At 72.5% G+C, this 18,291-nt stretch carries 16 protein-coding genes; 9 read left to right on the top strand and 7 right to left on the bottom strand.

The genetic code is table 11. The features are described 5' to 3' along the window. Positions 1 to 9: 9 nt before the first annotated feature. Entirely contained in the window at positions 10 to 1,236 is a 1,227-nt protein-coding gene (locus OG386_RS25225) for an amidohydrolase family protein (protein ID WP_328790006.1), read from the bottom strand. Positions 1,237 to 1,367: 131 nt separating this feature from the next. Between OG386_RS25225 and OG386_RS25220 the strand changes: the two genes are divergently transcribed. The 3 genes from OG386_RS25220 (at position 1,368) to OG386_RS25210 (ending at position 5,806) form a co-directional block, all read left to right on the top strand. Next, positions 1,368 to 4,547: an AfsR/SARP family transcriptional regulator gene (locus OG386_RS25220; protein WP_328790005.1), complete on the top strand. Its 3,180-nt coding sequence runs from the start codon at positions 1,368 to 1,370 to the stop codon at positions 4,545 to 4,547. Positions 4,548 to 4,725: 178 nt separating this feature from the next. Then, on the top strand, positions 4,726 to 4,926 hold the full coding sequence (locus OG386_RS25215; protein WP_328790004.1) for a hypothetical protein: 201 nt from the start codon (positions 4,726 to 4,728) through the stop codon (positions 4,924 to 4,926). 148 nt (positions 4,927 to 5,074) lie between these two features. After that, the gene (locus OG386_RS25210; protein WP_328790003.1) at positions 5,075 to 5,806 is read left to right on the top strand and encodes a class I SAM-dependent methyltransferase; all 732 of its coding nucleotides are present in this window, start codon (positions 5,075 to 5,077) and stop codon (positions 5,804 to 5,806) included. A gap of 13 nt (positions 5,807 to 5,819) precedes the next feature. Here the strand turns inward: OG386_RS25210 and OG386_RS25205 are convergent, their stop codons facing one another. The 4 genes from OG386_RS25205 to OG386_RS25190 all read right to left on the bottom strand — a co-directional run bounded on the left by OG386_RS25205 (position 5,820) and on the right by OG386_RS25190 (position 10,819). After that, positions 5,820 to 6,485, bottom strand: a complete 666-nt coding sequence (locus OG386_RS25205; protein ID WP_328790002.1) for an ATP-binding cassette domain-containing protein — start codon at positions 6,483 to 6,485, stop codon at positions 5,820 to 5,822. Between the two features lie 38 nt (positions 6,486 to 6,523). Continuing rightward, complete coding sequence (locus tag OG386_RS25200; RefSeq protein WP_328790001.1) at positions 6,524 to 8,635, bottom strand: hypothetical protein; 2,112 nt, start codon at positions 8,633 to 8,635, stop codon at positions 6,524 to 6,526. A gap of 127 nt (positions 8,636 to 8,762) precedes the next feature. Further along, the gene (locus OG386_RS25195) at positions 8,763 to 9,047 is read right to left on the bottom strand and encodes a lactococcin 972 family bacteriocin (RefSeq protein WP_328790000.1); all 285 of its coding nucleotides are present in this window, start codon (positions 9,045 to 9,047) and stop codon (positions 8,763 to 8,765) included. 167 nt (positions 9,048 to 9,214) lie between these two features. After that, on the bottom strand, positions 9,215 to 10,819 hold the full coding sequence (locus tag OG386_RS25190; protein ID WP_328793348.1) for a FadD3 family acyl-CoA ligase: 1,605 nt from the start codon (positions 10,817 to 10,819) through the stop codon (positions 9,215 to 9,217). Between the two features lie 133 nt (positions 10,820 to 10,952). Between OG386_RS25190 and OG386_RS25185 the strand changes: the two genes are divergently transcribed. The 6 genes from OG386_RS25185 to OG386_RS25160 all read left to right on the top strand — a co-directional run bounded on the left by OG386_RS25185 (position 10,953) and on the right by OG386_RS25160 (position 15,054). Then, positions 10,953 to 12,104, top strand: coding sequence for a lipid-transfer protein (locus OG386_RS25185; protein WP_328789999.1), 1,152 nt, complete (start codon positions 10,953 to 10,955; stop codon positions 12,102 to 12,104). A 4-nt stretch (positions 12,105 to 12,108) separates the two neighbouring features. Beyond that, on the top strand, positions 12,109 to 12,564 hold the full coding sequence (locus OG386_RS25180; RefSeq protein WP_328789998.1) for a Zn-ribbon domain-containing OB-fold protein: 456 nt from the start codon (positions 12,109 to 12,111) through the stop codon (positions 12,562 to 12,564). After that, positions 12,561 to 13,337 (top strand): enoyl-CoA hydratase/isomerase family protein, encoded by a 777-nt coding sequence (locus tag OG386_RS25175; RefSeq protein ID WP_328789997.1) that lies wholly within the window; start codon positions 12,561 to 12,563, stop codon positions 13,335 to 13,337. Before OG386_RS25180 ends, OG386_RS25175 begins: the two co-directional genes overlap by 4 nt. 146 nt (positions 13,338 to 13,483) lie before the next feature. Beyond that, positions 13,484 to 13,945, top strand: coding sequence for a hypothetical protein (locus tag OG386_RS25170; protein ID WP_328789996.1), 462 nt, complete (start codon positions 13,484 to 13,486; stop codon positions 13,943 to 13,945). 178 nt (positions 13,946 to 14,123) lie between these two features. Beyond that, positions 14,124 to 14,597, top strand: coding sequence for an SUKH-3 domain-containing protein (locus OG386_RS25165; RefSeq protein WP_328789995.1), 474 nt, complete (start codon positions 14,124 to 14,126; stop codon positions 14,595 to 14,597). Further along, on the top strand, positions 14,590 to 15,054 hold the full coding sequence (locus OG386_RS25160) for a DUF6193 family natural product biosynthesis protein (RefSeq protein WP_328789994.1): 465 nt from the start codon (positions 14,590 to 14,592) through the stop codon (positions 15,052 to 15,054). The genes OG386_RS25165 and OG386_RS25160 overlap by 8 nt, the downstream gene beginning before the upstream one ends. Before the next feature lie 77 nt (positions 15,055 to 15,131). On the opposite strand, the gene OG386_RS25155 is transcribed toward OG386_RS25160, so the two are convergent. Together OG386_RS25155 and OG386_RS25150 are read right to left on the bottom strand one after the other, a co-directional pair. Continuing rightward, positions 15,132 to 15,629 carry a peptidylprolyl isomerase gene (locus OG386_RS25155; RefSeq protein WP_328789993.1) on the bottom strand — a complete coding sequence of 166 codons (498 nt, stop codon included), beginning with the start codon at positions 15,627 to 15,629 and terminating at the stop codon, positions 15,132 to 15,134. 68 nt (positions 15,630 to 15,697) lie between these two features. After that, on the bottom strand, positions 15,698 to 18,100 hold the full coding sequence (locus tag OG386_RS25150; protein WP_328789992.1) for a serine/threonine-protein kinase: 2,403 nt from the start codon (positions 18,098 to 18,100) through the stop codon (positions 15,698 to 15,700). Between the last annotated feature and the right edge of the window lie 191 nt (positions 18,101 to 18,291).

Genomic DNA, 18,291 nt, shown 5'->3' with positions numbered 1-18,291 from the left:
ACCGCGGGCTCACGCCCCCGGCCCCGCCCACAGGCCGTCCGCAGTGAGTCCGAGCAGGTCGATCGCGTTGCCGCGCACGATGCGGTCCACCACGTCCGGTGCGAGGTGGCCCATCTGCGCCTCGCCGACCTCGCGGGACTTGGGCCAGGTGGAGTCGGAGTGGGGGTAGTCCGTCTCGTAGAGGACGTTGGCGACGCCGATCGCGTCGAGGTTCTTCAGGCCGAAGGCGTCGTCGAAGAAGCAGCCGAAGACGTGCTCGGCGAAGAGCTCCGACGGCGGGCGCAGCACCTTGTCGGCGACTCCGCCCCAGCCGCGGTTCTCCTCCCAGACCACGTTCGCCCGCTCGAGGATGTACGGGATCCAGCCGATCTGGCCCTCCGCGTACATGATCTTCAGGTTGGGGAAGCGCTCGAACTTGCCGCTCATCAGCCAGTCGACCATCGAGAAGCAGCAGTTGGCGAAGGTGATGGTGGAGCCGACCGCGGGCGGGGCGTCTGCCGAGGTGGACGGCATGCGGGAGGAGGAGCCGATGTGCATGGCGATGACCGTGCCGGTCTCGTTGCACGCCTCCAGGAAGGGGTCCCACTCGTCCGTGTGGATGGAGGGGAGGCCCAGGTGCGGGGGTATCTCGGAGAAGGCCACCGCGCGCACGCCGCGCGCGGCGTTGCGGCGGACCTCGGCGGCGGCCAGGCGGGCGTCCCAGAGCGGGATCAGGGTGAGGGGGACGAGGCGGCCGCGGGCGTCCTGGCCGCACCACTCCTCCACCATCCAGTCGTTGTAGGCCCGGACGCCGAGGAGCCCCAGCTCGCGGTCCTTGGCCTCGGTGAAGGTCTGGCCGCAGAAGCGGGGGAAGGTCGGGAAGCAGAGGGCGGACTGGACGTGGTTGACGTCCATGTCCGCGAGCCGGTCGGGAACCGAGAAGGACCCCGGGCGCATCTGCTCGTAGGTGATGACTTCCAGTTTGATCTCGTCGCGGTCGTACCCGACAGCCGTGTCGAGGCGGGTGAGCGGCCGGTGCAGGTCCTCGTACACCCACCAGTCGCCGATGGGGCCGTCGTCGCCCTTGGCCCCCATCACGGGGGCGAACTTGCCGCCGAGGAAGGTCATTTCCTTCAACGGGGCGCGGACGACGCGGGGGCCGATGTCGCGGTACTTGGACGGGAGCCGGTCCCGCCAGACGTGGGGGGGCTCAACCGTGTGGTCGTCCACCGAGATGATCTTCGGGAAGGTCTCCATGGCTCATACGGTAGCGCTGATCTGACGAACCGTCAGCTAGTTGACCAGTGATCGCTCGGACACGGGCTGACGTGTGCGCGCGAGACAGGGCAGACTGACCCTTACACCGACGGAAGGCAGGGGGACGACAGATGGACGGCGTACCGGCCATCCCGAGCCCGCGGAAACATCCCGAGGCCCGTACGGCTGCCGTCGTACCCGAAGCCGGTCCGGGGGCGGCCCCCGTACGGCGTGCGACCCCCGCACCCGCGGCCGAACCCGCGGCGGCCCCGGCGCCCGCCCGCCCGGCCCGGGCCGCGTCCACGGCGAAGCCGGCCGGGTCCGCCGAGACCACCGGGTCCTCCGCGGAGGCCGCGGAGCCGGCCGGGTCCGCCGAGCCCGCCGCAGGCGAAACGGCGGGTCCGGGCGAGTCCCGCTTCGCCGTCCTCGGCCCCGTCCGCGCCTGGCGCGGCGCCGAGGTCCTGCCCTCCGGAACCCCCCAGCAGCGCGCCCTGCTCGCCGTGCTCCTGCTGCGCGACGGCCGCACCGCCACCGCGCCCGAACTCATCGACGCCATCTGGGGCGAGGACCCGCCGCAGCAGGCCCTCGCCACCATCCGTACGTACGCTTCCCGCCTGCGCAAGGTCGTGGCCCCCGGCCTCCTCGTCACCGAGTCCGGCGGCTACGCCATCCGGCTGCGCTCCACCGCCACCCTCGACCTCGGCGTCGCCCGCAGCCTCGCCGCCGACGCCGAAGCGGCCCGGGCCGCCGGTGACCGCTCCCTCGCCCGTACGCTCCTGGCCCGCGCCCTCGACCTCTGGGAGGGCGAGCCCCTCGCCGGCGTCCCCGGCCCGCACGCCGAGACCGAGCGCATCCGGCTCGCCGAATGGCGCCTCCAGCTGCTGGAGACCCGCCTCGACCTCGACCTGGAGGTCGGCCACCACGCCGAGGCCGTCTCCGAGCTCACCGCCCTCACCGCCGCCCACCCGCTGCGCGAACGCCTGCGCGAGCTGCTGATGCTCGCGCTCTACCGCAGCGGCCGGCAGGCCGAGGCCCTCGCCGTCTACGCCGACACCCGACGCCTCCTCGCCGACGAGCTCGGCGTCGACCCCCGTCCCGAACTGGCCGCGCTCCAGCAGCGCATCCTCAATGCCGACGCCGATCTCGCCCGCGCGGAGGACCCGGCCCCGGCCGCCGCGACCGTTCACGTGAGGCCCGCCCAATTGCCTGCCACCGTTCCCGACTTCACGGGCCGCGCCAGCTTCGTCGCCGAGCTCGGCGCCATCCTCGGCGGTGGCGCCCAGGACCAGGTCATGGCGGTCTCCGCACTCGCCGGCATCGGCGGCGTCGGCAAGACCACCCTCGCCGTCCACGTGGCCCACGCCGCCCGCCCGCACTTCCCCGACGGCCAGCTCTACGTCGACCTCCAGGGCACCGAGGCCCGACCCGCCGAACCGGAGGCCGTCCTCGGCTCCTTCCTGCGCGCCCTCGGCACGCCCGACACGGCCATCCCCGACTCCTCCGCCGACCGGGCCGCGCTCTACCGCTCCATCCTCGACGGCCGCCGCGTGCTGGTCCTCCTCGACAACGCCCGCGACGCCGCCCAGGTCCGTCCGCTGCTGCCGGGCACCGCCGGCTGCGCCGCCCTCGTCACCAGCCGGGTCCGCATGGCGGGCCTCGCCGGGGCCCATCTCGTCGACCTCGACGTGATGAGCCCCGAGGAGGCCCTCCAGCTCTTCACCCGCATCGTCGGCGAGGAGCGCGTGCGCGCCGAACGCCAGGCCGCCCTCAACGTCGTCGGCGCCTGCGGCTTCCTGCCGCTCGCCATCCGCATCGCCGCCTCCCGGCTCGCCGCCCGCCGCACCTGGACGGTCTCCGTCCTGGCCGCCAAGCTCGCCGACGAGCGCCGCCGCCTCGACGAGCTCCAGACCGGCGACCTCGCCGTCAAGGCCACCTTCGAGCTCGGCTACGGCCAGCTGGAGCCCGCCCAGCAGCGCGCCTTCCGCCTCCTCGGCCTCGCCGACGGCCCCGACATCTCCCTCTCGGCGGCGGCCGCCGTGCTCGATCTGCCCGAGTACGACACCGAGGACCTCCTGGAGGCTTTAGTCGACTGCTCCCTCCTCGAATCCGCCGCCCCCGGCCGCTACCGCTTCCACGACCTCGTACGCCTCTACGCGCGTGCCTGCGCCGAGCGCGACGAACAGCCGCCGAGCGGGCGCGAGGCGGCCCTGGACCGGCTGCTGGACTTCTACCTGGCCACCGCCTCCGGTGTCTACGCCCTGGAACGCCCCGGCGACCGGCTGCCCGCGCACCTGTCCGACACCCACTACCCCGGGCTGGTCTTCGCCGAACCGCGCGCCGCCCTGGACTGGCTGTACGCCGAGGCCGACCCGCTGCTGGCGTGCGTACGGCAGGCCTCCGCACGGGGCGGCGAGTCGCTGGTCCTGCGCCGGGCCGTGGACCTGCTGTGGGCGGCCAAGGACCTCGCCGAGTCCGGGGCCAACTCCCGGCAGTACGAGTCGGCCGCGGTCGCCCTGCGCGACGCCGGCCAGGCCGCGAAGGACCCGTACGCCGAGGGCCGCGCCCGCACCACCCTCACCAACGTCCACCTGGTGGCTGGCCGCTTCGCCGAGGCCGACGACGAGGCCGCCCGGGCCACCGTGCTCGCGCGCGAGGCCGGTGACCCGCTGCCCATGTGCTGGGCCCCCAACGACCGCGGGATCATCGCCCTCTACGAGGGCCGGCACGCGGACGGCGAGCGCTACCTGCTGCAAGCCATCGAGTGCTTCCGCGCCGACGGCAACAACGTCGGCGAGGCCAGCGCCCTGTGCAACCTCTCCCGCATCCACGTGGAACTGGGGCGCCTGCCCAGCGCCATAGACCTGGCCCAGCAGGGCATCGCCATCTACGACCGGATGGGCCTGAGCCTGCGCCTGGCCAACGGCCGCTACGCGCTGGGCATCGCCCTCACCCAGGCGGGACGGCTCGGCGAGGCCCTGGCGCAGCTCGCCGAGGCGTTGTCGCTGTTCCACGAGAACCGCCAGCCCCTGTGGGAGGGCGTGACGCACTTCCGGCTCGCCGAGGCCCACCTGGCGGCGCGCCGGCCCACCCTGGCCGCCTCGCACGCCGAGCAGGCCATCGCGCTGCGCGGGATCGGCGGGGAGTGGCGCCGGGCGACGGTCCTGACGGTGCTCGGCAAGGCGCTGCGGCGGCTGGGGCAGCGGGACCGCGCGCGGGCCTGCTGGCGGGACGCGGAGGCCGTGTTCACGCAACTGCGGTCGACCGAACTGGGCGAGGTGCAGGCCCTGTTGGCCTCGGAGATCGCCGCCTGAGCTGCGGGGACGCCGGCTGAACGAGGCGTTCATCGTTCGTTTATCGCAGTCCGACAGGATAAGTGCATCGACCCGGTGCCTCGGGGGAGCATCCGGGTCGGTTGGTGGACTACCCGTTCGGCGGTCATCGGGGGAATCGCCGAACGGGCCCAGCCCTAACCATCCTTCAGGAGAATCGATGACGACGAACGAGAACCTCAAGCCGCTCGACAACCACGCCTCGGGCGTCGAGATCGAGACCCTGGACAATCACGCCTCGGGCATCGAGATCAAGCCGCTCGAGAAGACCGAGGACCCGGCTGCGGCTCCGGTCACGCCGCCGGTCGCGGGCGAGGAGATCCTGACGCTGGACAACCACGCGTCCGGTCCGCGCCCGTAGCACTCGCAAGACGTACGGGGGAACCACCGGGGGGACCACGGGGGAGTACGGGGGAGCAACGGGGGAACGGCGGTCGCGGTGGCCCGGAGGGGGAGCCACCGCGACCGCCGTACACGTATGTGCGGGGGCTGCGACATAGGCTGGGGGCGTGTTCTCCTCCCACGGGCCGAGCGTCCGCGAACTGGCAGTGCAGGGCCTCTCCTCGGTCGAGCGGGGCTACGACCTCCTCGCGTCGAAGTTCGACCACACCCCCTTCCGCACCCCGGACCGGATGCTCGACGCGGTCGAGGAGACCCTCGCCCGGTACGAGGGCACCTTCGGCGCCGGTCTGGACGTGTGCTGCGGCACGGGCGCCGGGATCGACATGCTGGGCCGGCTGTGCCGCGGCCGGATCACCGGGGTGGACCTCAGCGCGGGCATGCTCGCGGAGGCCGAGCGCCGGTACGGCGCGGACGCCGACCGCGTGGACTTCGTACGGGCCGACGCGCGGGCCCTGCCGCCCGCCCTCGCGGACACCTACGACCTGGCGGTCAGCTTCGGCGCCTTCGGCCACTTCCTCCCGTCGGAGCGCCCCGCGCTCTTCGCCGGGGTCCACGCCGCCCTGCGCGAGGGCGGCGTCTTCGCCTTTCCGATCGGCGCCCCGCTGCCGCTCGGCTCCCGGGTGTGGTGGGTGACGGCGGGCTTCGACGCGGCGATGCGGGTCCGCAACGCGGTGTGGCGCCCCCCGTTCGTCATGTACTACCGCACCTTCCCGCTCAGCGGGGTCCGCCGCGATCTGGAGGCGGCCGGCTTCGCCGTGGAGACCGTGCCGCTGGACCACTTCGGGCGGCAGGCCGGGGGTGCTCCCCGCTGGCGGCTGGTGCTGGCCCGGCGCACCTAACGGATCCGGTGGCCTACTTCGCCCGCGGGCTCCGCAGGGAAACGGGCTGGCTGACGGCGAACGTGGAGTCGCACCGGTCGCGGACGTAGTCGTCGTGTGTGGCGATGACGACGGCGCATCCGGCGGCGCTCATCTCGCTGAGGATGTCGACGACCATGGTGGTGTTCTCCTGGTCGAGGGCGCCGGTCGGCTCGTCTGCGAGGACCAGGGCCGGCCGCTTGACGATGAGCCGGGCCAGGGCGACGCGTTGCTGCTCCCCACCGCTGAGGTGGTGGATCTTCTCCTTCTGGCGCCCGGCGAGGCCGACGCGCTCAAGGGCTTCGGCTATGGTGACGCGCCCTTCCCGCGGGAGCGCGCGCTGCGGCCTGACGGCGATCTCCAGGTTGGCCGCGACCGTGGCGTTCTCGATCAGGGCGTAGTTCTGGAAGAGGTAGCCGAGGACGTTCCGGCGGAAGGCGCGGACCCCCCGCTGGTTGAAATTGGTGATGTCCTTGCCGTCGTAACGGATCGCACCCGCGCTCGGCTTGTCGAGGAGGCCGAGGCAGTTGAGGAGGGTGGACTTGCCCGATCCGCTGGGGCCCACGAGTGCGAGCATGTCGCCGCGGTCGATGGTCAGCGTCACGTCGGTCCACAGGTTCCGGGTGCCGAACGACTTCGCCAGGCGGTCGATCTCAATCATGGTGGTGCTCCTGCTGAAGGCTGCGGTCGAGGCGGGGCTCACGATTGCGTCGCCCCTTCCTTGGCGATGCGGCTGTGGAAGAAGGCCAGGGCGACGAGTACGGCGACGACCTCGGTGACGATCAGCCCGGCGGTGAGGGCGATGTCGAGCGTGGTGACGGTGACCGGCGGACGGGGGGCGGGTACGCCCATGGCCGTGAACTGCTCGAGCTCCTGGTTCTGCTGCCACACGTTGAACGGGACCCAGGCGGCGAGGAGCACGACGAGCACGCCCTCCACGGCGAGTGCGGAGCGGTGCGTGGCGGTGAACGTCCAGCCGCTGATGTGCTTGGCGAAGATGGCCTGGGCGTTCTTGCGCGAGTAGACGATGCAGACGCCGACGCCGGTGATGAGGAGCACTGCCACGGCCACGATGAGGTTGAAGAGCTGCAGCCGGAGATTGATCTCGGCGTCCCGCATCTGCAGGGCGGCGTTCTGTCCGAGCGGGCGCAGGGCGGTGACATAGGTCTGCAGCTTGTTCGCCGCGATGCCGGCCAAGACGTCGTCCGGGTCGGTGAAGACCACTCCGCCCTGGGTGGCGAACGCCGTGTAGGCGTTGTCGGTGAGGAAGGTGGACCCGTTGGGTACGACGACGAGGACGGGGTCGCGTACGAAGGAGCGGTCCTGGCCGACGGTGTGGGCGCCGCTGAAGGTCTGGTCACCGAGGTTGTAGGCGAAGACGGACTGCCCGCTCCTGGCCCGGAGCGTCTCCACCGCGTCCGACCGGATGAGCTTCGGGTCGGTCGGGCTGAGTATCCCGGGGACCCTGGCGGCGATGGTCGCCGCGTGCGCGCCGAGGGACTCGGGGACGATGAGGCGTACCTTGCGGGCGTCCGGGGCCGCACCACCCTGAGCCGCCGGGGTGTGGCGCTGTCCTGCGGGGTCCAGGAACGGCTGCTTGGCGAGGAAGGTCTCGTTGACGATGAGCATCTCGCCCTGGGGCAGGTGCGCGGTCGGGGCGATCCCCTGGAGGTCCCGGCGCCCGGCGATGATGGTCTTCCCTTCGGCGTCGGACCGGCGCAGCCACTGGCCCACCGGCGCTTCCATCCGGGGCGATTCGCTTCCGAGGCTCCCGTTGAGACGGATGGCGACGGCGTCGCGGGCTGCGGCGTAGGCGATGCGGCTGTCCTGGCGGGCCGCTACGTCTTGACTGGCCAGGACGACGTCCGTGGCGATGGCCAGGGCCAGGAGGAGCGCGGGGATGCGCACCAGGTAGGCGCTGGCCGAGGCCGCCCGGGCCGGGAGTTCACCCTTGAGGGCGTGCAGCACGTCGGTCCTGAACGTCAGGGCGAGGGCGGCCGTGTGGGTGGCCAGCATCAGCAGGACGATCACACCGGTGAGGACGGCGGCCACCGACGCGAACAGGCCGAGCCATGCCAGGCCGTTGTAGAGGCCGAGGAAGGCGAGCGCGGCAGCGGCCACCCCGCCTGCCGCCGCTGCCCAGAACACCGCCAGCTGGCGCAGATCACGCACGAGGATGTCGGTGAAGGTTTTGCCCTGGAGCCGCAGGACCCCGTACGCCTTGGCGTTGAGCAGGACGCCGGCGCCGGTCATCGTCATGGCGGCGAGAGCGACCACGAGGGCGGACCAGTAAAGGGCGGTGCCCGCGTAGTAGGGCACCAGTGCGCTGAGGGAGAGCGGGTGGTCTGCATCGGCGCTCAGGCCGAGGCGCGAGAATTCGGCCACCAGCGCGTCGGCGTCCTCGGGGGTGCCGAAGATGTAGTAGATGCCTCTGGGGTCCCGTTGCCCGACGTCTGCGATCGGGTGGACATCCGTACGGTAGTCCCGTCCGAACGCCGGGTAGCCTTCGCCCGGCCATGACGCGGCATCGGATCCCGGCCTGCCCGGGGCGAGATAGAGGTGCCGGCGCCTGTCGGGATCCTGCAGGTCCGGCACTTCCCGTGCCACCGTGACGCCCCGTCGTCCGGCGAACGCGGATACCGCATCGGCGACTTGGGCGCCGGTTGCCGAGTCGTCGGACTCGGACACCCACACGAGCGCCGAGTGACCCAGTACCCAGTCCTCGTCCAGTCCTCGCACGAACAGGAACGCTACGACCGCCGAGAAGGCCAACACGGCGGCATGGACGAACTTGATACCTCGGTGCAGCATCTATTACCTAGGTCAGGGCACTCAGGGAGCACATCTCGGCACGGCGCGGAACGAGCCGTGGGGAGACTCTCGCCTCCCCACGGTCCGGATCAGCTACGGAGAACCCGGAGCTGCAACTCGCCCTGGATCAGCAGGAGGAACGGTAGTACGACTTGTTGCCCGAGCGGGCCTTCCCGGCCGAGGCCAGGGCCCACGTCCCCTTGTCCGCGTTGCCGCTGGAGGCGAAGAAGGCACCCTGCACCGAAGACCCGTGGCACTTGTCGTTGTGGTAGTAGTTCGAGTACACCTTGCCGTCGCCAACGCCGTAGTTCCAGATGCCACCGGCGACGTTGTCGGCCATCGCCGGAGTGGCGACTGCCGCCACGAGGACGCCGGCGGCGAGGGCGGTCTTAATACCACGCTTGATCTGCACGAGGAGCTCTTTCAGCTAAACGATCTTGACCTCGTAAGGGTGACATCAGGACATGTTCATGATCGCCAAGCAAGGCCAGCCAGGGCAACAATGACTTAATTCATTCGAAACACTTCCGAAAATCGCTGTTCATCTCATAGTTACCCGTGGTTCAGCATGGCCGGTTCCTACGCCTGGCCGGCGCGGAGGGCGCGTTTGAGGATCTTGCCGCTCGCGTTGCGCGGGAGTTCCGTCACGAACTCCACCGCGCGCGGGACCTTGTAGTTGGCCATCTCGCGGCGGGACCAGGCGATCAGGTCGTCCGCGGTCAGCGTGGAGCCGGGGCGGCGGACCGCGTAGGCCTTGCCGACCTCGCCCAGGCGCGGGTCCGGGACGCCGATCACCGCGACGTCCGCGATGTCCGGGTGGAGGCCGAGGAGTTGCTCGATCTCGGCGGGGTAGGCGTTGAACCCGCCGACGATGAACATGTCCTTGATCCGGTCGGTGATGCGCAGGTTGCCGACCTCGTCCAAGTACCCCACGTCGCCGGTGTGCAGCCAGCCCTCGGGGGTGATGGTCCGGGCGGTCTCCTCGGGGTCCTCGAAGTAGCCCTGCATGACGTGGTAGCCGCGGACCGCGATCTCGCCCGCGCACCCGGCCGGCTGCGGCCGCCCGTCGGCGTCCAGGATCACCACCTCGGTGTCCGGGATGGCCCGGCCGGAGGTGGCGGAGACGGTCTCCGCCGGGTCGCCGCGGCGGCACATGGTGACGATGCCGCTTGCCTCGGAGAGCCCGTACGCCGTGAGGACGGTGGCGATGTGCAGTTCGCCGCGCAGCCGTTCGACGAGCCGCAGCGGGACCACGGCCGCGCCGGTGACGACCAGGCGCAGGGCGGAGAGGTCGTGGTGGTCGCGCTGGGGGTGGTCGAGGAGCGACTGGTGGAGGGTGGGCGGCCCGGGGAGTACGGAGATCCGCTCGGCGGCGACGTTCGCGAGGACGGTGTCCACGTTGAAGACGGACTGGGGGACCATCGTGGCCCCGCGCATCAGGCAGGCGATGATCCCGGCCTTGTAGCCGAAGGTGTGGAAGAAGGGGTTCACGATCAGGTAGCGGTCGCCCTCGCGCAGTCCGGCGAGCTCGCTCCACACGTCGTAGCAGCGCAGGGACTGGGCGTGGGTGATGACCGCGCCCTTGGGGCTGCCGGTGGTGCCGGAGGTGAAGATGATGTCGGAGGGGGACTCGGGGCGGATCGATTCGGCGCGTTCGCGGACCGCCGCGGCCGGTACGCCGTCCCCGCCCGCCAGGAAGTCCTTCCAGGTGCGGAAGGAGTCGGGGGCGTCGTCGGCGAGGACGACGACCTGCTCCAGGTGCGGGAGTCCGGGCAGCGGGCCGGTGCCGGAGCCCTCGGCCGCGGCGCGGCGCAGGGAGGCGACGTAGGAGGTGCCGAGGAAGGTGCCGGTGACGAAGAGCAGCCGGGCCCTGCTGCGCTCCAGGACGTACGCGGCTTCCGCGCCCTTGAAACGGGTGTTGAGGGGGACGAGCACCGCGCCGGCCGAGACGGCGCCGAGTGCGGAAACGATCCACTCCAGGGTGTTGGGGGCCCAGACGGCGACCCGGTCACCGGGCTCGATCCCGGCGGCGACGCAGGCCGCGACGGCGTGCTCGACGCGCTCGCCGAGCTGCGCGTAACTGATCCGGACGCGCCCGTCGACGACGGCCTCGCGGTCGGCGTACCGTGCCGCTGCCGCCCGGACGAGCTGCGCGATGCTGCCCCAGCGCAGATCCCCGCGCACGTCCTCGCGCACGTCGCCCTCGCGCCCGTCGCCGCCCATGCGTGCCACCTTCCCGCAGATCCAGTAGCTGACTATCCGTCAGATTAGCTGTAGCCTTCGCGGCTGTCAGTACTGGCGCACCCCGGAGGTGGCGATGGCGGCAACGCTCAAGGACGCGACGGCGATAGTCGGCATCGGGCAGACCGCCTTTGCCAAACATCTCCCGCAGTCCGAGAAGGAGTTGGCCTGCCGGGCCATTCTCGCGGCCCTCGCCGACGCCGGCATCGAACCGTCCGAGGTCGACGCCTTCGCCTCGTACACCATGGAGGAGACCGACGAGGTCGAGGTCGCCAAGGCCATCGGCGCCGGCGACGTCACCTTCTTCTCCAAGATCGGCTACGGCGGGGGCGGCTCCTGCGCCACCGTCGGCCACCTCGCCTCCGCCGTCGCCACCGGCCAGGCCACCGTCGGCGTCGCCTGGCGCTCCCGCAAGCGCGGCTCGGGCCCCCGCCCCTGGAAGAACACCGCCGTCCAGCTGCCCACCCCCGGCCAGTGGACCCGCCCCTTCGGCCTGCTGCGCCCCGCCGACGAGATCGGCATGCTCGCCCGCCGCTACATGCACGAGTACGGCGCCACCCGCGACCACCTCTTCAACGTCGCCATGGCCTGCCGCAACCGGGCCAACGCCAATCCGACCGCGATGATGTACGAGCGCCCGCTGACCCGCGAGATGTACATGACCTCCCGCATGATCAGCGACCCGCTCTGCCTCTTCGACAACTGCCTGGAGACCGACGGGGCACTGGCCTGCGTGGTCGTCTCCGCCGAGCGCGCCCGCGACTGCCGCCAGAAGCCCGTCTACGTGCACTCCGCCGCCCAGGGCCTGCCCGCCCAGCACCACGGCATGGTCAACTACTGGAACGACGACCCGCTGTCCGGCCCCGCCTGGACCGCCGCCCGCCACCTGTGGAAGCAGGCCGACTTCGGGCCCCAGGACGTGGACGTCGCCCAGATCTACGACGCCTTCACCCCGCTGATCCCGCTCTCCCTGGAGGGCTACGGCTTCTGCGGCCGCGGCGAGGGCGCCGCCTTCACCGAGGGCGGCGCCCTGGAGATGGGCGGCCGGCTCCCCCTCAACACCGGGGGCGGCGGCCTGTCCGAGGCGTACGTGCACGGCTTCAACCTGATCAACGAGGGCGTCAAGCAGCTGCGGGGCGTCTCCACCTCCCAGGTGCCCGACGCCGCGACCTGCCTGGTGACGGCGGGCGAGGGAGTACCGACGTCCGCGATCCTGCTGAGGAGCTGACCCGATGACCACCACTGCCGCCACCGCGGACGAACTGCTGCTGCCGGTGCCCGACGAGGACGGCGCCCCCTTCTGGGAGTACGCCGCCCAGGGCGAGCTGCGCGTCCAGGCCTGCGCCGCCTGCGGCCGGCTGCGCTTCCCGCCCCGCCCCTGCTGCCCGCACTGCCGGTCCTTCGACAGCGAGTGGCGCCGGATGAGCGGCCGCGGCCGCATCTGGTCCTACGTCCGGCCGCACCCGCCCCTGCTGCCCGCCTACGCCGCGCAGGCCCCGTACAACGTGATCCTCGTGGAACTCGCCGACGCCCCGCACATCCGGCTCGCCGGGAACCTGGTGACCTCGGCCGACGCCCCGCTCGACTCGGTGGACCCGGCCCGGCTGCGGATCGGCGCCCGGGTGCACGTGGTCTTCACCGAGACGGGCGGCATGGCCGTGCCCCGCTGGGTCCTGGAGAAGTCATGACCGTGCGGGTGGAACGGGACAAGGCGACCGGTGTCGCCGTCGTCACCCTGGACCGGGAACACCGGCACAACGCCGTCGACCTGGCCACGGCGGCCGAACTGGGCGAGGTGTGGCGGGAGTTCCGCTTCGCGGACGAGGTACGGGCGATCGTACTCACCGGCGCCGGGGCGGCCGCCTTCTGCACCGGCATCGACCGCGGCGTCGACGTGCCGCAGCCCGCCTCCCCCTACTCGACCGACGACCCGCTGATCGCCATCGGCCCCAAGGCGGGCGACCTGTGGAAACCGGTCGTCGCCGCCGTCAACGGGATGGCCTGCGGCGGGGCCTTCTACCTGCTGGGCGAGGCGGAGTTCCTGATCGCCTCCGAGACCGCCACCTTCTTCGACCCGCACACCACCTACGGAATGGTCAGCGCCTACGAGGCCGTCTACATGGCGCAGCGGATGCCCTTCGGCGAAGCGGCCCGGATGTCCCTGATGGGCACGGCCGAACGGCTCTCCGCGCGCCGGGCCCACGAGATCGGCCTGGTCTCGGAACTGACCGCGCCCGACGGGCTGCTCCCGGCGGCCCTCCGGGCGGCGCAGACCCTGGCCGGCTTCCCCACGGAGGCCGTGCAGGGCACCGTACGGGCCCTCTGGTCGGCGAAGCAGGCCGCGCTCCAGCAGGCGCTGGCGCAGGCTCCGGCGCTGATCGCGCTGGGGAACCTGGCGCCGGAACGGCAGGCCGAGCTGTTCGCCTCGCGGCGGCCCGGCACGGAATTCAGGCTGCGCTGACGGGCCGGGCGGCGGGCCTCAGGATTCGAGCGGCCGGTCGAGCCGGCACGTCCTGACCTCGGTCGCGCGCGCCGGCCCTCCGGCGTGCGGGCCCCGGGAGCCGGGCGTAGCGTCGGAACCGAGACCCCTAACCCGGAGGGCCGGGCATGCTGCGCAACGCACTCGGCTCCCTGATGGGTCTGATCGGAGCGGCGGCCGCCGTCTGGAGCCCCTTCCGTGCCTGGTACGACGGCCGTCTCGGACGCGACTACCGCGTCCAGGAGCTCTTCACCGCGGTCGGGATCACCGATCACCGGGCCACCCTGCTGGGCTCGATCCTGCTCCCGTACCTCTTCGCCGCCGTCCTCACCCTGTGCGCGGTCCTGCTCCGCTCGCGCCTGCTGATGGCACTGGCCGGGGTCGTCGTCCTCGGCTTCACCGTCCTGTGGACGGTCCGCCAGGGCCAGGCCGCCGGCAGCCTCACCATCGGCGGCACCGCCCAGGCCCTCGGCGACGGCCTCGCGAACGCCTACGGCGCGGGCGCCCTGATCCTCCTGGGCGCAGCGGTCATGCGCGGCCGCCCCACCCGCCCCACCCGCGACCTCCCCCCGACGACGCCCGCCGCCTAGGCCCTGCCGTCGCGGACGGCGGCCCGGCCGTCACCTCCAACTGCCGTCCCCTCCCCGCCGTGTTGTCGCACCGCCGTGCAAGGATGATGCGCAGAAGCGGACATGACGGACTCGCTCCGCGCGTTCGCCAAGGATCCGCGGCCCGCACCATCGCCGGGCACCGAAAGGCAGTGCGGCAGTGCGACCACCAGCTCCGCAGGAAGAAGTCGAGGCATGGCTCCGGGACAACGGCTGGCACCCCGGTCGCCGAGAACGGGAGACGGCCGAGCAGCTCGTCGAGGCGCGCGTCCAGGACTCCGTGCGGCAGGGCTTCCCGCTGGCGCCCCGGGAGGAGGTCACCGACTTCGTGAGCCGCTACGCCGGCCTCGTCTTCCCCGTGCCCGGGGCACCCGAGCGGAAGTTCGTCCCCGATCCGACCATGGGTTACGCGGATGACGCCGAGGACATCGTCGAACTGGCCACGGACCTCGGCCACGAGCTGTTTCCCGTGGGGTACGAGACGGTCGAGGCGGGGATCGTCCTCATGGACGACATCGGGAGGTTCTTCTACCTGCACCACACGGGCCCGTACTTCCTCGGCAAGGACGAGGCCCAAGCCCTCTCCAGCCTCATGCGAGGCGATCAGGACGAAGTGGACGCCTGCTTTGTCTGACGACATGCCGGGCCCGGCCGCCCCGCTCCTCCACCCGGCCGGTGCGGGGGCCTCCGCCGGCGAAGACGCCGCGACCTTCGACGCCTGCGTCGCGGACCTCGTCCGCCCGACCGCGGCGGAGATCGTGGCCGCCGAGTGGCGGACCGTCCTCGCCCACGGGCCGGACCGGGTCGATCCCGCCGTGCCGCGCGCCGCGTACGGCCATCCGTCGCTGCGGGAGCTGTTCCCCGCCGTCAGCCACGGCGTGCTGTACCTGAGCCGCTGCATCCGGTACCCGTGGACCCGGGACATCGGTACGCCCTTCCCACAGGCCGGCGGCGGGTACCGCGTACGCCGGCAGTCCGACAACACGCTGCTCGGCGTGACGGACACGGTGGAGGAGGCCTACCGGCTGATCGCCGCGCACCTTCCCGAGGGCTGCGGCCCGGCGATCGACGGCACCGCGAACGACCTGTGATCGCGGCCCTCTGAAACGGCGGCGGCCCCGGCCCCCCGGAGGGGGCGGGGCCGACCGGCCGGACAGGCGGGTGGGAATCAGGCGGCGTCGACGACGCCGGACGCCGCGATCTCGACCTTGCCCTTGGGGGCGCCGGACTGGGAGCCCAGGGCCTCGATCTGGTCCACGAGCTCCTGGCCCGAGACGACCTCGCCGAAGACGACGTGCTTGCCGTCGAGCCACGAGGTGACGACCGTGGTGATGAAGAACTGCGAGCCGTTGGTGTTGCGGCCGGCGTTCGCCATCGACAGCAGGTACGGGCGGTCGTGCTTCAGCTGGAAGTTCTCGTCCTCGAACTTCTCGCCGTAGATGGACTTGCCGCCGGTGCCGTTGTGGTTGGTGAAGTCACCGCCCTGCAGCATGAACTGGGGGATGACGCGGTGGAAGCCCGAGCCGGCGTAGCCGTAGCCGTTCTGGCCGGTGGCCAGCTCACGGAAGTTGCGCGCCGTCTTCGGGACGACCTCGTCGAAGAGGGCGAAGACGATGCGGCCGGCGGGGGCGCCGTTGATGGTGATGTCGAAGTAGACGTTGCTCATGGGGTCCATCCTGTCACTCCCGGTGCGGTGCGCTACCCGGCGGGGCCGCAGCCCCGCCTCCGGGCAGGTCAACCGCTCGTACGGGTGCCCGTACCCTTCGCCGCGTCCAGGGCGTACACGCAGCGGTCCTTGCTGCATGCGTAGACCACGCCCGCCTCCGCCACCGGGGCGCCCGTGATCTCGCCGCCCGTGGCCAGCTTCCAGCGCAGCTGGCCGCCCGCCGCGTCCAGGGTGTACAGGCAGTGGTCGGCCGAACCGAAGTGCACCCGGCCGTCCGCGACCGCCGGCAGGCCGGTGATCTCGCCGCCCGCCGCGAACCGCCACTTCGGGGTGCCGGTGACCGCGTCGAGCGTGTACAGGGCGCTGCCCGCGCCCAGGTGGACGTTGCCGTTCGCGACCACCACCGGGTCCGCGGACTGCCGTCCCTCCGTCGCGATCCGCCAGCGGTCCTGACCGGTGGCCGCGTCGAGGGCGTAGACCGTGCCCAGGTAGTCGACGAGGTAGACCCCGCCGCCCGTGATGGCCGCGCCGGGCGCGAAGGCCGGGGGCGCCAGGAAGACCGCCGGGGCCTCGAAGTGCCAGCGGACCCGGCCCGAGGCCCGGTCCACCGAGATGACGCGGGTGCCGGCCGCGACGTACACGTTGCCGTCCGCGGCCGGCGTGACCCGCACGGGCACGTTCCCGCAGGAGGCCACGTCACCGATCGGGTAGGACCAGGACTCACGCCCGGTGCGGGCGTCCAGGGCGCGCAGCCGGGCGTCCTGCCACACGTACACCGTGCCGTCGTGGAGGACGGGGGCCGCCTCCGGGGTCTCGAAGTCGCTCTGCGCGCCGGTCAGCTCCCACAGCTTGTGGCCGCCCGAGGCCTCCCGGCCCTGTACGCCGCCGCCGCGGGTGGCGGTGACGACCGTGCCGCGCTCGGCGCGCAGCGCGTACACCCAGGCGTCGGTGGACAGCCGCCACCGCTCGGAGCCGTCGCCGGCGTCGAGCGCGTAGAGGGACGGGCCGTCGGAGGCGTGGATCCGGCCGTCGGCGACCGCCATGGACCAGGCGACGTCGCGGGTCTTGAACTGGCGGCGGCCGCTCGCCACGTCCAGGGCGTGGACCTCGAAGGAGGTCACGTAGAGCAGGTTCCCGGCAACGGTCGGCGTGCCCCACACCTCGTTGGACATGCGGAAGCGCCACGGCCGCCAGCGGCCGCTGTCCGGGGCCGGACCGGGGCTCGGTACGGGCTGCACCGCCGAGGGCGTGGCCACCGACCCGCCGGGCGGGCGGATCCAGCCGGTCGCCGAGTCCGCGGCGGCGGAGGAGGCGTGCGCGGCCGGGGCCGCGGCAGTCGCGCGCGGCCCGGGCCCGATCGGCACCGGCGAGCCGCCCAGGCGCACCGGCTCGCCCGAGGGCACCGGGGACCTCGGCGGGTGGTGCGGACGCTGCGGAACGGCCTGGCCGGTCCGCGGGTCCACCCAGGAATCGGCCCCGCGCGGGCGGCGGTGCGTGACGTCCTCGGAGGCCGCCCCGCGGCCCCCGGAGGCCGGTCCGGGCGCCGGCACCGCGGGGAGCGCCGCGGGCGGCGTGCGGTGCCCCGCGCGCCGGGCCTCGATCATCGCGACGGCTCGGGCGGGCAGCCACGCCGAGGCGGTGCCGCTGTCGTCGCCGCCGTCGAACAGGTGCGGGGCGAGCTGCGCCTGCAGGTCGGCCGGGGTGGGCCGGAGCGTGGCGTCCATCTGCATGCAGGAATCGATCAGCGGCCGCAGTTCGGCCGGGAGACCCTCCAGGTTGGGACCCTCGCGCAGCAGCATGAAGACCGTCTCCACCGGGTTCGCCCCGTGGTACGGCGGGTGCCCGGTGGCGGCGAAGACGAGGGTGGAGCCGAGCGAGAAGACGTCGCTGGCGCCCTTGACGCTGCGCGAGTCCTTGGCCTGCTCGGGCGACATGTAGGCGGGGGTGCCGACGGCGACGTTCGTCATGGTCAGGCGGGTGTTGGAGACCCCGCTCGCGATGCCGAAGTCGATCACGCGCGGGCCGTCCTCGACGACGAGCACGTTGGACGGCTTCAGGTCGCGGTGGACCAGGCCGGCGCCGTGGATGGACTGCAGGGCCTCGGCGATACCGGCCGCGAGCCACCGTACGGCCTGGGCGGGCATGGGCCCGCACTCGTTGACGATCTCCTCCAGGGAGGGCGCCGGGACGTAGGCGGTCGCCAGCCACGGCACGGCGGCGCGCGGGTCGGCGTCGACCACGGCCGCGGTGTAGAAGCCGGACACCGCGCGGGCCGCCTCCACCTCGCGGGTGAAGCGGACCCGGAAGAGCTGGTCCTCGGCGAGCTCGGTGCGCACCGTCTTGATCGCGACCCGCCGTCCGGACGCGGACCGCGCGAGATAGACCAGCCCCATGCCGCCGGCGCCGAGCCGTCCCAGCACCTCGAAGGGGCCGATCCGTCTCGGGTCGTGCTGCGTCAGCTGCTCCACCACTCGCCTCCACACCTCCCCGTACGAGCCACTCAGCGGGCCCGCATCCACCGGCACGGGGCCCTGCCCCGTGCAGCGTCTCACTCCGGGCGCCGCCCGGGTCGAGCAACCCCGATTCTGTCAGGCCCGGACCCGGTCCGGCCCCGGCACGTCGAGCGGGGTGGTGTGATCTGCTCGGCGATCTCTCCGGGACC

Origin of the sequence: Streptomyces sp. NBC_00273 (assembly GCF_036178145.1) — a bacterium.
GTDB lineage: Bacteria > Actinomycetota > Actinomycetes > Streptomycetales > Streptomycetaceae > Streptomyces.
Note: the sequence above shows the minus strand (reverse complement) of the source record. Positions and strands in the feature narration are given on the sequence as shown.